At 64.8% G+C, this 14,205-nt stretch carries 13 protein-coding genes; 12 read left to right on the top strand and 1 reads right to left on the bottom strand.

What is annotated here, in order from left to right; genetic code table 11:
* From AC6I0Y_RS07020 to AC6I0Y_RS07000, 5 genes are read left to right on the top strand one after another with little or no spacing between them, the layout of a single operon-like run.
* Nucleotides 1-996 (top strand): NAD-dependent epimerase/dehydratase family protein, encoded by a 996-nt coding sequence (locus tag AC6I0Y_RS07020; RefSeq protein WP_497730417.1) that lies wholly within the window; start codon nucleotides 1-3, stop codon nucleotides 994-996.
* A complete protein-coding gene (pseG, locus tag AC6I0Y_RS07015; RefSeq protein ID WP_497730415.1) occupies nucleotides 977-2,026 on the top strand; it encodes a UDP-2,4-diacetamido-2,4,6-trideoxy-beta-L-altropyranose hydrolase in 1,050 nt (349 codons plus the stop codon). Before AC6I0Y_RS07020 ends, pseG begins: the two co-directional genes overlap by 20 nt.
* Nucleotides 2,023-3,237: an ATP-grasp domain-containing protein gene (locus AC6I0Y_RS07010; RefSeq protein ID WP_497730413.1), complete on the top strand. Its 1,215-nt coding sequence runs from the start codon at nucleotides 2,023-2,025 to the stop codon at nucleotides 3,235-3,237. The genes pseG and AC6I0Y_RS07010 overlap by 4 nt, the downstream gene beginning before the upstream one ends.
* Nucleotides 3,224-4,033, top strand: coding sequence for an HD domain-containing protein (locus AC6I0Y_RS07005; RefSeq protein ID WP_497730410.1), 810 nt, complete (start codon nucleotides 3,224-3,226; stop codon nucleotides 4,031-4,033). The genes AC6I0Y_RS07010 and AC6I0Y_RS07005 overlap by 14 nt, the downstream gene beginning before the upstream one ends.
* Before the next feature lie 58 nt (nucleotides 4,034-4,091).
* Nucleotides 4,092-5,207 carry an acyltransferase family protein gene (locus tag AC6I0Y_RS07000; protein ID WP_497730408.1) on the top strand — a complete coding sequence of 372 codons (1,116 nt, stop codon included), beginning with the start codon at nucleotides 4,092-4,094 and terminating at the stop codon, nucleotides 5,205-5,207.
* Between the two features lie 126 nt (nucleotides 5,208-5,333).
* On the opposite strand, the gene AC6I0Y_RS06995 is transcribed toward AC6I0Y_RS07000, so the two are convergent.
* Nucleotides 5,334-6,008 carry a DUF3800 domain-containing protein gene (locus AC6I0Y_RS06995; RefSeq protein WP_497730405.1) on the bottom strand — a complete coding sequence of 225 codons (675 nt, stop codon included), beginning with the start codon at nucleotides 6,006-6,008 and terminating at the stop codon, nucleotides 5,334-5,336.
* 304 nt (nucleotides 6,009-6,312) lie between these two features.
* On the opposite strand from AC6I0Y_RS06995, the gene AC6I0Y_RS06990 reads away from it, so the two are divergent.
* From AC6I0Y_RS06990 to rnc, 7 genes are all read left to right on the top strand, one after another.
* Entirely contained in the window at nucleotides 6,313-6,783 is a 471-nt protein-coding gene (locus AC6I0Y_RS06990) for an ATP synthase subunit B family protein (RefSeq protein ID WP_160709696.1), read from the top strand.
* Between the two features lie 98 nt (nucleotides 6,784-6,881).
* Complete coding sequence (locus AC6I0Y_RS06985) at nucleotides 6,882-7,454, top strand: YceD family protein (protein WP_497730401.1); 573 nt, start codon at nucleotides 6,882-6,884, stop codon at nucleotides 7,452-7,454.
* Nucleotides 7,455-7,800: 346 nt separating this feature from the next.
* Nucleotides 7,801-9,267: a chloride channel protein gene (locus tag AC6I0Y_RS06980; protein ID WP_497730399.1), complete on the top strand. Its 1,467-nt coding sequence runs from the start codon at nucleotides 7,801-7,803 to the stop codon at nucleotides 9,265-9,267.
* A 272-nt stretch (nucleotides 9,268-9,539) separates the two neighbouring features.
* Complete coding sequence (locus tag AC6I0Y_RS06975; protein ID WP_497730397.1) at nucleotides 9,540-11,747, top strand: ABC transporter ATP-binding protein; 2,208 nt, start codon at nucleotides 9,540-9,542, stop codon at nucleotides 11,745-11,747.
* Nucleotides 11,748-11,971: 224 nt separating this feature from the next.
* A complete protein-coding gene (gene rpmF / locus AC6I0Y_RS06970) occupies nucleotides 11,972-12,151 on the top strand; it encodes a 50S ribosomal protein L32 (protein ID WP_160710465.1) in 180 nt (59 codons plus the stop codon).
* A gap of 183 nt (nucleotides 12,152-12,334) precedes the next feature.
* Nucleotides 12,335-13,354 (top strand): phosphate acyltransferase PlsX, encoded by a 1,020-nt coding sequence (gene plsX, locus AC6I0Y_RS06965; RefSeq protein WP_497730394.1) that lies wholly within the window; start codon nucleotides 12,335-12,337, stop codon nucleotides 13,352-13,354.
* On the top strand, nucleotides 13,351-14,202 hold the full coding sequence (gene rnc / locus AC6I0Y_RS06960) for a ribonuclease III (RefSeq protein WP_497730391.1): 852 nt from the start codon (nucleotides 13,351-13,353) through the stop codon (nucleotides 14,200-14,202). The genes plsX and rnc overlap by 4 nt, the downstream gene beginning before the upstream one ends.
* Nucleotides 14,203-14,205 lie beyond the last annotated feature (3 nt).

Genomic DNA, 14,205 nt, shown 5'->3' with positions numbered 1-14,205 from the left:
ATGCGATATCTAGTTGTTGGTGGTTCAAGTTTCCTTGGGGCCTATGCTATCGACGAACTTCTTGCTAGGGGCGCTGAGGTGGTGGCGACAGGCAGGAACACCCGATTTGCCGAGCATTACGCACGGCGAGGAGTAGATTACGTGAGGGTTGATCTGCGCGATCCGACATCCCTTGAGGGCCTTCACGGCAGCTTCGATGGGGCCGTTTCGTTGGCGGCACGGATGCCTGCCAATGTCGAGAAGGATCCGGCGGATGAGGATATCGTCGAGTACATCGAGACAAATGTAGTAGGAACGTTGAATGTACTTGAATGGTGCCGCGCGAACGGTGTGCCGAGACTTGTGGACATAATATCTCGTTTTGATTGCAGGCTATACGATCCCAACGAAGTGATCGACGAGGATTCTCCCCTTCGGTTCTCCTATCTTGATGATCATGCCGCCTATGTGGTGAGCAATACTGAGAAAGCGGAGATGCTTAGATATTACAATGAGCGTTACGGAATGAAGAACATCTGGTTGAGGATACCCTCCATCTATGGCGTTGGCCCCCATGGCTCTTTCGCCAAGGATGGTGTCGTCCAGAAGTCGGGCCTTCAAGTATTCATGGATAAGGCTGCGGCTGGAGAGACGATCAGGGTGTTTGGCGACCCTTCGACCCCAAAGGATGTTCTCTACGTGAAGGACATGGCCATAGCCATCGCCGATGCTCTTGACTCCTCGACTGGAAGCGGTCTCTATAACGTATCCTACGATGAGAATTTCTCGATTTGGGATCTCGCGAGAGCCACTGCGGAGGCTTTCGCGGGTGAAGCTGGGGTTTCCCAAGTGGTTTCTGATCCTGGCGTTTCCAACAACGGTGGATTTCCTCGAATGTCAAACGAGAGAATAAAGAAGGAGCTCGGCTTTGAGCCCCAATATGGAGACCCCTATAGGATGATGAGGGATTATCGCGACGAGCTCATGAGGGGAGAATATGAGCAGCTCTTCTCCTAAGAAAGTGTTAATAAGGACAGACGCTAATGCCGCGATTGCGTCGGGCCACGTCATGCGTTGCCTCTCGGTTGCCGATGCCCTGAGGAGCCGAGGGGCTGACGTTGAGTTTGTCCTGTCGGATGGCGGGCCTGTCGACGTCATACGCGAGAGGGGCTACGAGGCGCTCGTCCTAGGAGTTGATTGGCGAAAAATTGAAGAGGGGATTGAGATCCTCGAGGATCGATGCCTCCGGGCGCCGGAGAAGCCGGTGGTGTTAGTGGACACCTACTCGGTTACAGGTTCCTACGTGAATCGCCTCTCCCGATGTTGTCGGGTGTGCTATTTGGGGAGCAAGGCTGGTGACTTGGGGGATCTCGCCCTTCTGGCCAACTACTCGACCGATGTCGATATGCAAGGCTATGAGACGATTTACGGCGGTCGTGGAACGCGGCTTCTGCTCGGCCCGTCCTTCGCGCCCCTTCGGGCGCAGTTTGCTGATTCCTATAAGGCTCGAATGGGCAAGATCAGCAGGGTCTTGGTGACTACGGGAAACACCGACCCGATGAGGTTCGTGCCGATTTTTTTGAACGCAGCCCTGAAATCAGAATTGCTCGACGATGTTTCGTTTGCGGTTGTTGTTGGCGGGATGTTCGCAGATGCCTCGGAGATCGAGGGCATCGCGTCAGCGCATCCTCGCGTCGAGCTACATCGCAGCGTTTCGGACATGGCGAAGCTTATGATGTCAGCCGACGTTGCCGTTTCGGCAAACGGGACAACGGTTTACGAGATGGCGGCTGTTGGTCTGCCGGCGGTTACGTTTGCAATGGTGGAGGAGCAGGTTCCTAGCGCCGAATCGCTGGCAAGGCTTGACGCGATCGCTTATGCAGGGTATGTGGGCGATGCGGTTAGCGAGAGCGCAGATAGGGTACTTCATCTGCTCGAGGGGCTCGTTTCCGATCCGGGCCGCGCGCATACCATTGCCTTATGCGCGCATCGCCTCATCGACGGCCGCGGTGCGGATAGGATTGCGAAGGAGATCATAGCGCTATGATGCAGCTTGATGAGCGAAAGACGGTCGTCATGCTTGGGGGGAGTAGGCTCCAGGTTCCGGCGATAGAGGCTGCCCAGAGACTTGGTTTTCGCGTGGTCTGCGCCGATTATGATCCGACAGCGGTCGGCTTTGCGGTTGCCGATGCGGCTTCGCTTACGAGCACCCTCGATGTTGACGCTATTGAGGAGCTTGCGAGAGGCGAGGACGCTGACTTTGTCATCACCTCGACGAGCGATGCTCCGGTGAGGGTGGCGGCCCTTGTCTCCGAGAGATTGGGGCTTCCCGCGGGAATCTCTCCCGTGGATGCCGTTTGCGCTACCCAGAAAGATGCGATGAGGGCGCGACTTGCCGAGCATGACGTTCCTGTGCCAGTGTTCTTCGCCTGCGACACGGTTGAGGAGTTCAGGGCTGCGCTTGATCATTTCGATTACGAATGTATAGCGAAGCCTGCTGATTCCGCGGCGAGCCGCGGCGTGAGGCTGATCGAGCCTGCCGACCGGGGTAGACCTATCGAAGAGCTGTTCGCCTTCTTTCGCGACTTCTCGAGGAAAGGCACCGTCATGGTTGAGGAGCGGCTCTCCGGGCCCGAGGTCAGCGTCGAAGCCATGACCGTAGAGGGGGAAACGACGATACTCTCCATTACGGACAAGACGACGACGGCGCCTCCATATTTCGTCGAGCTCGGTCACTCAGAGCCCTCGCGTCTTGACTATGACGCCCAGGAGGCAATTCGCGGCATCGCGCTTAGAACCTTGGAGGCTATAGGCATAGTGACCGGCCCCTCCCATACGGAGGTGATGATGACGGATGATGGCCCGAAGGTCATCGAGACCGCTGCGCGGCTCGGAGGTGACTTCATCACGTCGCACCTCGTGCCGCTATCGACGGGCGTCGATGTGGTCGAGGGATCTATCGCCGTGGCTCTCGGTCAGCCCTATGACTTTTCCCCCAAGAAATGTCGGGGGAGCGCCGTGAGGTTCATTACAGCGTCGCGATCCGGGGTGATCGAATCTGTCTTTGTTCCTGATGAGGTGAGGGACGCGGAGGGCGTCGAGGAGGTTAGTCTCTACCTCTCTCCCGGAGATCGCATTGAAATGCCTCATTCTAGCAACGACAGAGTTGGGCATATTATATGCTCCGGCCCGGATGCTGAGGCGGCTGTATCCCTTGCCGATTGGGCGTTGGGGGAGATCGAAGTTGTCCTTTCCTAGATTTGACCGCTCTGCCGCTGTCGGCGTATTCGAAAGGTATGTCAGGGGCTTTGATTTTCAAAACCCTCAGATCGCCCTCAAATACGAGCACACGTTGAATGTCGCCAATCTGTGCGCGGAGGTGGCGCGGGGTATTGGCTTAGGTTCCGATGACGTTGACCTGGCGTGGTTATGCGGGCTCCTGCACGACATTGGCCGCTTCGAGCAGTTGCGGATATGGGGAACGTTCCGGGACTCTGAATCGATTAGCCATGCGAAGCTAGGTCTGGCCGTTCTCGAAGGGGACGAGCTGCCGGGCGCTGATCTGCGAAGCCGGAGGGGCATGCTGTCGGAGTTCACGGATGATCCCAGGTGGGCGTCGATCGTCAGGCGCGCCGTTGGCCTGCACAGCGACCTGCGATTGCCGGGTGGTCTCGATCCCCGCACGCGGTTGCTCTGCGAGATACTGCGCGATGCCGATAAGATCGACATAATACGGGTGTTCTCTCGGAGCGAGTGCGAAGCGGTGCTAGGGCTGACATCGGAGGAGTTCGTTTGTGGCGGGATCTCCGATGCGGCGATGGCGGGCTTTCGCGAGCGTCGCTGCCTCGGACCTGCTGATCGCGAGGAGGAGCTTGATGGCTTGGTAGGCGTCGTCTGCCTTACCTTCGAGCTAACAAGTGATCCTGCTGTCAAAGTGCTGAGTAGGTGTGGTTACTTGGAGGAGCTGGTTGCTCGGCCCTTCGGTCTTAGCCCGTGCTTCCTCCGCCCAGACACTCAGATCAAGTGGAATGAGATAGCGAGGACGGTGGCGTGACATTGGCTTCGGGATCCTTCCTGGATGTTCTGCCAAGCGCGCTGTGCGAGAAGGACATATGCGCATAGTCCTTTTCGACTACGTGAAGGTACTCATGAAGACCTTCATCATCGTCACCCACGTTCCGCTCATCACGGGGGCTATGCGTGCTGATCTGCAATTCGCGTTCTGGATTGACCAAGCGGTTCCCTTCTTCTGGCTCATAAGCGCCTTCCTGTTCAACCTCGCCTTCTATCGCCATGGGTCGGAGCGTCCGCGTGATGAGCTGCGGAAGGACAGGCTCGTTCCCAGGATCAAGCGCGTTATCGTGCCCTACTCGATAGTGTTCGCCGCTCTTCTTTTCCTTGTTTTCGCGCAATCCAATATCTATGCATCGGCAAGCCAGTTAATAGGAATCGATATTCCTTGTAGTCGGTTGATGCTTTTGCCGGCGATCTTGGTGGACTATCTCTGTGGCGGAAACGGCCCAGGAGGATACTACGTCCCAATGCTCTTCCAGATGTACCTCGCGCTGCCCTTCCTCTGCGCGTGGCGCAAAAGGTGGCCTAGGGCGACTTTGGTGGCTGGCGCTTTGGCTGTTGTCGCGTGGGAGATCGCCGCGTTTCTCGAACTGATATCGCCTCAAGTGTATCGTCTGGTACTGATTCGGTACGGGTTCTACCTCCTCGCTGGCATCGTCATCAGCGATTGGTACCGCAAGGGCAGGATGGGCACGCTGGGGTTCTCCCTTGTCGGATTGGTTCTCTTTGTTATTGGTGCATGTTATTTGACTTCCGGCAACATCTGGGGTGTCTGGTTGCCAAGCGGGGAGGGCTGGAGGAACTCCTCTATGCTGTCGTTTGTCTACGCGACGGGGATCATGATGCTCGTCATGTCCATGTGCTATCGCTGGGGACCACCTAGCCTTCTCGGTTTTGGAGGGAATCGTCTCCCGTCGCGCGTCAGCCTGTTCTTCGAGTCGATAAGCAAGGCAGCGCTGCACATATACATCTTCCAGATGCTCTTCTTCTACTTCATGAACGCTCACGTGGGCTGGTTCGACGCGATGGGCCTTGGCGGCTCTATCGTCTTCTCTGTGGCGACGTGCACCGCCGTGGGGTATGCTCACTACGCGATCGGCGCCTATCTTAAGACAAAAGTGGGGAAGAGGACGGCTTTCAAGGCCTCCTTATAGCATGCGGTGTTTCCTACGCCTCGCAAAAGTCCCGAGGCAATTACCCACAGCAAACCCACATAGCTTCCCAACGATGCATCAGGGCGGTTAGTCCTTTGCGAGGTGGCAAAGAGCACCGCCGCTCCTTTACCCAATCCTCTTCTTTCTCAGCTTCCGGAGGTAGTTCTTCTTGAAGGCATTCGATCCGCCGAAGAAGCGCTCGTCCGTGGCGGTTTGCTCCCTTGTGCCGTACTTGATGGCGGTCAGCTCTATTCCGCAGACGAAGTCGGCCACCTGCGACAGTCGGTACACGCGCGGTTCGGCGCTCTTAAACAAGGCGGCGTCCTTGGCGACGACGTACTGAATCGCGTCGTGGAGCGTGTTCGTCACCGCCTGCTGGCCGTCGTCGTAGTAGATCTTTACCGAATCGAAGGACTGAAGGAACTCAAGGTGGTCGAAGAGGAAGGAAGTCATGTCCCTCCGCATCCTCTGGATCATCTTGCCGCTGCTTGAGAAATCGGATTTCCGATAAGCGAAGGTGTGATAGGCGAAGGGGAGGGCTTGGGAGAAGACGAGGAATTTGGAGAGGTAGCGCTTCCGGTCGCTTGGGGACAGACCCTCATAATCGTCGTGGCCGTTCAGAAGCGGGGACAGGTGGAAGGGTATGTCGGGCATCTGGCAGTCGCCCAGGATGCGCTCGTATTTTGCGAAATGCGTTGCGAGACTCTTGTCCTGGCTGTGGAAGAGAAGCGTAATGAGGTAGTGCTTCGATCTCGGACCGACCTCACCTGACTCGTCGACGAAGATCGAAAGCTCCCCCATGCGGCCTCCTTATAGAAAAAATGCCGGGGGACTGCCCCCGGCTCTTGGAGGTAGCGCCTCTCGGTGCCACCGAGTCATTTATAGCATGTTTTGCAGGGGAGAGCAATGGCGCGTGACGTAGCGCAAGGCGCTGGGCCAAGCGAGTCTAGGTATCGCCTCCCCCTCCAAAACGTGTTCGGTTTGTGTGTGGTTTTGGGGGTTGGTTCGCGCGTGCTAGAATAGTACGACTACTGTGCGAACGCAGCTGCGCAGGCATGCGATAGACCCGGTGCCCCTGGGGCACGTGACGGCTGGAAGGATGACCATGGACGAGACTGGAGTTTTGGGGCTTTTGGAGGAGCTGTCCATCCTCCTGGAGGACTCTAAGCCGGTGTTCGGCAAGAACAACCTGCGTCAGGTGGACATCGCTGCCGCCTTCGAGATCATGGACGAGATCCGCGACACGTTCCCGAGCGAGTTCTCCCAGGCCCGACAGATCGTCCGCGAGCGCCAGAGCCTGCTCGACGACGCCGAGGCCGAGGCCAACCGCATGATCGAGGACGCCCGCTCCCAGGCCATGACCATCGCCTCCGAGCAGGAGATCGTGCGCATCTCCCAGCAGCAGGCCGACACCATCCTGGCTGACGCCCGCGAGCTCGAGCGCCAGACCCGCGCCGGCGCCGAGGACTACGCCGACGAGGTCTTCGGCCACGTGGAGCAGAGCCTCGACACGCTGCTCAACAACGCGCGCCGCTGCCGCGACCGCCTGAACGCCAACTCCATCAGCGTCCGCTAGCAGCCGCAGCGCCCACGCACAGCCACGCACCATCGCCGGCCGCCCACCCGCGGCCGGCTGCTTTTTTACCCACACCCGAGCTCCCAAGGAGGGAAGCGATGGAACCGATCAAGATTGCCATCCCCAACGAGCTGTTCTCGCCGGCCGAGATGGCGCACTTCGAGGGCGAGGCCGACCTGGGCGTGCTCAAGGCCGGGCCCGACCTGTACACCTTCACCGCGCCGCTGGCCTGGTCGGCGGACATCACGAACACCGGCGACGCGCTGCTGGTCACCGGCACCGCCGAGGGCGAGGCCGTCACCTCCTGCGCCCGCTGCCTGGAAGACGTGACCCTGCCCGTCACCGGCGACATCGAGGGCTACTTCCTCATCGGCGGCGAGGACGCCGAGGCGCCGGAGGACATGGACGAGGACGAGTTCGATGTGCTGCCGGCTGACAACAAGATCGACCTGGCTCCGCTCATCACCGCTGCCGTGCTGCTGGAGGTGCCGCTCGTGCCCCTGTGCCGCGACGACTGCCAGGGTCTGTGCACCGCCTGCGGCGCCAACCTCAACGAGGGTCCCTGCGGCTGCGAGCCCGCTGCGGCCGATGACGTCGACGCCGCCAACCCCTTTGCCGTGCTCAAGGGACTCGACCTGGGCGCGGAGGCGCCCGAGGGGACGGCTGAGTAGCACCCGCCTGCGGCCCGACCTCGAAAATCGGCCCCTCTGCCGCAAATCGAAGCGGTTTTGCACTCTCTCGCGCCCCTTGCCTGGCCCCAGAGGCCCCCTTGGGGCTCAAAAAGACGGCGAAGCGCCGCGCGGGCGGCCTCCTGAGGCAGCGGGGGGTGCAAAACCGTGCGAAATTGCAGGAGGTCGGCTGCTTTTCGGGGTTTCACCCACCTCGCCGCGCCATGGCGAACGTAACGCCTCGGGAAACCCCGGGCGGCGAGGGGGAAACGCTTCGCCGCCCGGGGCCTTCCATCTTTCGGGGCCGCCCTATGGTTGGGTTGACGGACCTGAGCGGAAGGGGGGGCGCATGCACGTGATCGACGGTGGCCAGGTGGCGCGCCATGCGCTGTTCGCCGTCGTCGCCGGCGTGGCGGGAGCGGCGGCCTCGGTGGTGCTCTGCGTGTGCGTGGGGCTGGCCTGGGAGGCCTACCGGGCCTGCTGGCAGCTCGTCTTCGCCCTGCCGGTCCTGGGCGTGCTCTCGCTTCTGCTCTACCACGCATGGCGGCTGCCGCTCGACATGACTACCCACAAGGTGGTCGGCCTCATCCGCGACGATCGCGAGGTCTCTCCTTGGCTGGCGCCCGGCATCCTCATCGGCACGTGCCTGTCCATCCTCGGCGGCGCGTCGGTGGGCAAGGAGGCCGGCGCGCTCCACATGGGCGCGTCGCTGGGCGACCTGGTGGCCCGCCCCTTCAAGCTGCGCCCCGTCCATCGCGCCGATGCCGGGCAGCCCATGACCGGCTATGCGGCCGCCACGGGCATGGCCGCCGCCTTCGCCGCCCTGTTTTTCGCGCCGCTCGGCTCGTGCATGTTCGTGCTCGAGCTCTCGCGCTTCAAACGCTCGGTGACCAAGCACCTGCTCTCCATCCTGCTCGCGTGCTTCGTGGCCTTCGGGCTGGCAAGCGCCGTGGGCATCGGAGACGTCATCCCCAAGGTGGCCCTGCCGGCCCTCAGCTGGCCGGTGGTGGGTGGCTGCGTGGTGATCGGCGTGGCCTGCGCCATCGGAGGCACGCTGTTCGTCAAGGCCATCGACGCCCTTCAGCGCGTCACGGCCCGCCGCTCGCGCGACTACTATCTCTGGGTGGCGGCGGGCGGCCTGCTCATCGCCGGGCTCACCCTGGCCTTCGGGTGGCAGTCCCTCGCCGGCACCGGCGGTCTGCTTCTGGCTGAGGCGCTGGCGGGAGAGGCGGGCACGTGGGACTTCGCGCTCAAGGCACTCGTGACCGCGCTCGCCTTGGGGCTGTGGTTCAAGGGCGGCGAGATCATGCCCACGTTCACCATCGGCGCGCTTCTCGGTGCGTCGTGCACCGTCATGACCGGGGGCGATGCGGGCTGGTCGGCAGCCGTGGGGCTGGTGGCCTTCTTTGCGGCCATGAGCCGCTGCCCGCTGGCGGCCATCCTTCTGGGATGCGAGATCTTCGGCTGGGCGGGCGCCCCGCTGTTCATCGTGGCCGTGGCCGTGTCGTTCCCGTTCGGGCGCGACGTGGGGATGTACGGGCGCGGAGCTACGTCGGCCGTCTACCGGCTGGGGCGGATGGCGGCCCTGCGCGCCCGCGACCCCGAGCGGGCCGCGGTGGCGGGCGCCGCCGTGGACGCCGCAGACCGTGCCATCACCGAGACGCGCGCTCGCCAGACGGGGGAGGCGTCCGCTGCGCCCGCCTCGGGCGACCGGCGCGCGGTGGCCGACACGCTCGCCCAGGACGTGGAGCGGGCTCACCGCCTGCTCGGTGAGATAGAGGCGGAGCTTGAGCGGCGCCACGACTCGTCGGCGTAGCTCGCTGCCGCTTTTTCGCGCGAAACTGGCACTGATTGTCAGTTCGGTACGCTCCGACGGCTGCCGGAGGTCGCTTTCGGCGTCCTGCGGCATAGGTGCCTGCGCATAACCCCAGGTCGTGTTCGCCTGATTTTCTCGCGTGTCACGCTTGCGCTCTTTCGCACCGTACCAAACTGCCGATTTGTGCCATCTCGACCGGAAAAAGTGGCAGTGAGCGCGCCGTTGCCGAACGGTTTGGGCTCTCGGCGCCGGTCGCGCGGTATCATGCGCCTATGGATACCAAGAACGAAACGCCCTCGCGTCCCGCTGCGGGCCTCGCAGCCACGGCGCCCGCCAACTCGACGCCTCCCGCCTCCGTGGCCCCCGGCCCCGCAGGCCCTGCCGCCCTCACCCTCGGCTCCGCGCCGGCCTCCCGTCCCGCCGACGCCCCGCCCGCAGCCACCGCGTCCTGCGCCCCGCGCGACGTGGAGACCCCCGGCTCGGCCCGCGCCGACGCCCGCGACGCCCACCGCGGCCCGCTCACCGCGCCCGCGCCCGCCGCCGGCCCCGCCGAGCGCGCCGCGCGCGAAGAGCACGCCGAGGTGACCGCCGGCCGCGTCATCCGCCGCTTCGTCGGCTACTACCGCCCCTACCGCGGCCTGCTGGCCGCCGACCTCCTCTGCGCAGTGGCGCTCGCCTGCATCGATTTGGCCTTCCCCCAGCTGCTCGGCTTCTTTACCAAGGAGTTCTTCCTCGAGCCCGCCGACGTCATCTTGGGCTCGCTCGCCGGCATTGCCGGGCTGTTCGCCGTGCTCTACCTGGCGCGTACCGCCTGCCAGTGGTTCATCACCTGCTGGGGCCACATCATGGGCGCCCGCATGGAGGCCGATATGCGCCGCGACCTGTTCGAGCAGTACCAGCGCCTCTCGTTCAGCTACTACGACCGCCATAACACCGGCGCCATGATGTCCAAGGTCACCACCGACCTGTTCGACATATCGGAGCTCGCCCACCACGGGCCTGAGAACCTGCTCATCTGCACGCTCAAGATCGTCGGCTCGTTCTCGCTGCTGTTCATGATCAATGTGCCGCTCACGGCCATCATGCTCGGCGCCACGGCGGTGATGGCTGCGCTCTCGTTCGCGCTCAACTACCGCCGCCGCGCGGTGTTCCGCGAGAACCGCGAGCGCATGGCCGGCATCAACGCGGCGGTGCAGGACTCCCTCGGCGGCATCCGCGTGGTGAAGTCCTTCGGCGGCGAGGCGGCCGAGCGCGCGAAGTTCCGCGGCGCCAACGAGGCGTTCCTCGACACGAAGAAGCGCTCCTACCGGTTCCTCGGCGCGTTTCATGCCATGAGCTCGCTGTTCCTGGGCGTGCTCTACGGCGTGACGGTGGTGGGCGGCGGCTACTTCGTGGCCCAGGGCACGCTTTCCGTGGGCGACCTGGCCATCTACGCCCTCTACATCGGCATCTTCATCGCGCCGGTCGAGCAGCTCATCAACTTCACCGAGACGCTCCAGAAGGGCTACGCGGGCTTCCGCCGCTTCATCGAGGTGCTCGCCGAGCGTCCCGACGTGGCTGACCGCCCAGGTGCGGTGACGCTCGAGCAGGCCGAGGCGCGCGTCGCGCAGGCCCCAGGCGGAGAGGGGGCGCGAGCCGCGGAAGCCGTGTCGGATGCGGGGCCTGCGCGAGCCGCGGAAGCCGCGAGGCCGGTCCCGGGCGCGCGGGGCGTCTCGCGGGCAGGCGGCGCGGGCGCCGGGTCTGGCGCCCCGCGCGGGCGCGTGAGCTACCGCGGCGTGCGCTTCTCCTACGACGGCGGCCGGCCGGTGCTCGACGGGCTCGACCTGGAGGTGCCGGCCGGGTCCACCGTGGCGCTCGTGGGGCCCTCCGGCGGCGGCAAGACCACCACCTGCTCGCTCCTGCCGCGCTTCTACGACGTGGACGCGGGCGCCGTGGAGATCGATGGCATTGACGTGCGCGACGTGACGCTCGAGTCGCTGCGCGCGGCCATCGGCATCGTGCAGCAGGACGTCTACCTGTTCGGCGGCACCGTGCGCGAGAACATCGCCTACGGCCGCCCCGGCGCCGACGATGCCGCCATCGAGGCCGCGGCGCGCAAGGCCAACGTGCACGACTTCGTCATGAGCCTGCCCGACGGCTACGACACGCTGGTGGGGGAGCGCGGCGCGCGCCTGTCCGGCGGCCAGAAGCAGCGCATCGCCATCGCGCGCGTGTTTTTGCGCGATCCGCGCATCCTCATCCTCGACGAGGCCACGAGCGCGCTCGACAACGAGAGCGAGCGCGCCATCCAGGCCTCGCTCGAGGAGCTCTCCCGCGGGCGCACCACGCTCATGATCGCCCATCGCCTGTCGACCATCCGATCCGCCTCGCTCATCGCCGTGGTGGAGGACGGGCGCGTGGTGGAGCAGGGAACCCACGACGAGCTGCTCGCCCGCGGCGGCACCTATGCGCGCTACTACCGCCTCCAGTTCGGGGAGTAGGGGGGGCGACGCACCGCGATGCGCGCGACCGGGCCGCACCCGCCCCTGCCTGCGGCGCCAAGCGCCCGCCGCACCCGGCCCCGCCTGCGACGCCCGCCGCGAAAAAACCCGCCACCACACCCTTGCAGGGGGTTCTTCCCTTTGGTAGAATACCATTTCGTGCGTTTAGCGAAGTAAAGCCCGGCGGGCCCCGCCTCCCGGGATGTAATGAAGGAGAATCGACCATGGCAGTACCCAAGCGCAAGACCGGCCGCGCCCGCACCCACGCCCGCCGCAGCAGCAACGACAAGATCGCGGCTCCCGCTCGCTCCGTGTGCCCGCAGTGCGGCGAGGTCAAGCTCCCGCATCGCGTGTGCCCGACCTGCGGCTTCTACAAGAACCGCGAGGTCATCGAGACCGAGTAGCGCGTCCGCTTGGCGACGCCGTGCGGATGGCTTCCGCATCTGCATGAGGTCCCCGCAAGCCTCCTAGCACGCCTGGCACGACGCCAGGCGCGCCAGGGGGCTTTTTGGCTGTAGGCCGCCGTCTTCCCCCAAGGCCGCGGGTCGCCCCGTGGGCGGCCGGGCCGCATCCCGCGAGCATCCGACATGAAGGAGCAGAGCGTGGCAGAGAAAGTCACCATCACCGTGGACGCCCTGGGCGGCGATGACGCCCCCGGGGTGGTCCTGGACGGCGTCGCCCAGGCCCTCGCCGCCGACCCCGACCTGTCCGTCATCCTGTGCGGCCCGGCCGAGGTGGTCGAGCCCTTCGCCGCCTCCCACGAGCGCGCCGAGGCCCGGGCGACCACCGAGTTCATCGCCATGGACGAGCACCCGGCCAACGCCGTGCGCCGCAAGAAGGACTCCTCCCTCGTGGTGGGTTGCCGCCTCGTCAAGGAGGGCGCAGCCGACGGCTTCTTCTCCGCCGGCTCCACCGGCGCCTGCCTGGCCGCCGCCACGCTCGTCATGGGGCGCGTGAAGGGCGTCAAGCGCCCTGCCCTCGGCCAGGTGCTGCCGGCCTACGGCACGCCGACGCTGCTTCTGGACGTGGGCGCCAACGCCGACTGCAAGGCCGAGTACCTGGTGCAGTTCGCCCAGATGGGCGCCGTCTACGCCCGCGAGATCATGGGCGTGGCGGCTCCGCGCGTGGGCCTGCTCAACATCGGCGAGGAGGACACGAAGGGGTCTGCCGCCGCCCAGGAGGCCCACGCGCTTCTGCGCGCGGAGGTGCCGGAATTCGCCGGCAACGCCGAGGGGCGCGACATCCTGGCCGGCACCTTCGACGTGGTGGTCACCGACGGCTTCACCGGCAACGTCTGCCTCAAGGCCATCGAGGGCACCTCGTCGGTGCTGTTCCGCTATATGAAGGACGCCCTCATGGCCTCGGCCAAGGGCAAGCTCGGCGCGCTGCTCGTCAAGGGCGACCTGGCCGAGCTCAAGGGCAAGCTGAGCCCCGACACCCACGGCGGCGCGCCGCTTCTGGGCGTCAAGGGCGCCTGCGTGGTGGGCCACGGCTCGTCGAGCCCGCTCGCCATCAAGAGCGGCGTGCTCGCCGCGGCCCGCACCGTGCGTTCCCACGTCTCCGAGGTCATCGCCGCGAAGGTGATCGAGGGCGGTGAGCGCGCATGACGCTCAGCGAGGAGCAGCGCTCCAAGCTCGACCGCGCCCAGGAGATTCTCGGCTACGCCTTCCAGGACGAGGGCGTGCTGCTCTCGGCCATCACCCACCCCTCGGCCACCGAGGGCAAGTCGGTGAAGTTCTCCTACGAGCGCCTCGAGTTCCTCGGCGACTCCATCTTAGGCGCCATCGTGGCCTCCACCGCCTTCCACCGCTTCCACGAGCTGGACGAGGGCGGCCTCACCCGCATCAAGGTGGCGCTCGTCTCCGGCGCGTCGCTGGCCGACGTGGCCGCGGGCCTGGGCTTCGCTGACGTCATCGTCTTCGGCTCGTCGGAGACGGGCACGGGCAAGCGCGGGCTCCACTCGGCGCTCGAGAACGTCTACGAGGCCGTGGTGGCCGCGCTCTTCCTCGACGGGGGGCTGCCCGCCGCCGTGGACTTCGTGGAGCGCACCCTCGTGCCGCGCATGTCGCTCGACATGGCCAGCGAGCCCGAGAACCCCAAGAGCGCCCTGCAGGAGAAGCTCCAGGAAGACGGCATCACCCCCACCTACAAGCTGGTGGAGACCCAGGGCCCGCCGCACGACCGCACCTTCGTCGCCCAGGTCTACGCCGGCGACCAGGGGCTCGCCCGCGGCGTCGGCCGCACGAAGAAGGAGGCCGAGAGCCAGGCCGCCAAGACCACGCTCGCGCGCCTCTCCGAGTTCTTCGGGCTGGGCGGCGGCGAGGAGAAGGCGGCGGAGAAGGCTGCCAAGGCCGAGGAGAAGGCCGCCGAGAAGGCCGCGGCCAAGGCCGCCAAGGCCGAGGAGCGCGCGCGGAAGAAGAGCGAGCGGGAAGCCGCCAAGAAGAAGCAGGATTAGGCG

Source organism: Adlercreutzia sp. St.1H8, from assembly GCF_059728655.1.
The sequence above is the reverse complement of the archived record's forward strand: the minus strand, read 5'-3'. Positions and strand labels throughout refer to the sequence as shown.

Excerpts from the sequence above, each read along its gene's own strand:
- AC6I0Y_RS07020 (WP_497730417.1), top strand. The coding sequence starts at position 1 with ATGCGATATCTAGTTGTTGGTGGTTCAAGTTTCCTTGGGGCCTATGCT.
- pseG (WP_497730415.1), top strand. The coding sequence starts at position 977 with ATGAGCAGCTCTTCTCCTAAGAAAGTGTTAATAAGGACAGACGCTAAT.
- AC6I0Y_RS07010 (WP_497730413.1), top strand. The coding sequence starts at position 2,023 with ATGATGCAGCTTGATGAGCGAAAGACGGTCGTCATGCTTGGGGGGAGT.
- AC6I0Y_RS07000 (WP_497730408.1), top strand. The coding sequence starts at position 4,092 with ATGCGCATAGTCCTTTTCGACTACGTGAAGGTACTCATGAAGACCTTC.
- AC6I0Y_RS06995 (WP_497730405.1), bottom strand. The coding sequence starts at position 6,008 with ATGGGGGAGCTTTCGATCTTCGTCGACGAGTCAGGTGAGGTCGGTCCG.
- AC6I0Y_RS06990 (WP_160709696.1), top strand. The coding sequence starts at position 6,313 with ATGGACGAGACTGGAGTTTTGGGGCTTTTGGAGGAGCTGTCCATCCTC.
- AC6I0Y_RS06985 (WP_497730401.1), top strand. The coding sequence starts at position 6,882 with ATGGAACCGATCAAGATTGCCATCCCCAACGAGCTGTTCTCGCCGGCC.
- AC6I0Y_RS06980 (WP_497730399.1), top strand. The coding sequence starts at position 7,801 with ATGCACGTGATCGACGGTGGCCAGGTGGCGCGCCATGCGCTGTTCGCC.
- AC6I0Y_RS06975 (WP_497730397.1), top strand. The coding sequence starts at position 9,540 with ATGGATACCAAGAACGAAACGCCCTCGCGTCCCGCTGCGGGCCTCGCA.
- rpmF (WP_160710465.1), top strand. The coding sequence starts at position 11,972 with ATGGCAGTACCCAAGCGCAAGACCGGCCGCGCCCGCACCCACGCCCGC.
- plsX (WP_497730394.1), top strand. The coding sequence starts at position 12,335 with ATGAAGGAGCAGAGCGTGGCAGAGAAAGTCACCATCACCGTGGACGCC.
- rnc (WP_497730391.1), top strand. The coding sequence starts at position 13,351 with ATGACGCTCAGCGAGGAGCAGCGCTCCAAGCTCGACCGCGCCCAGGAG.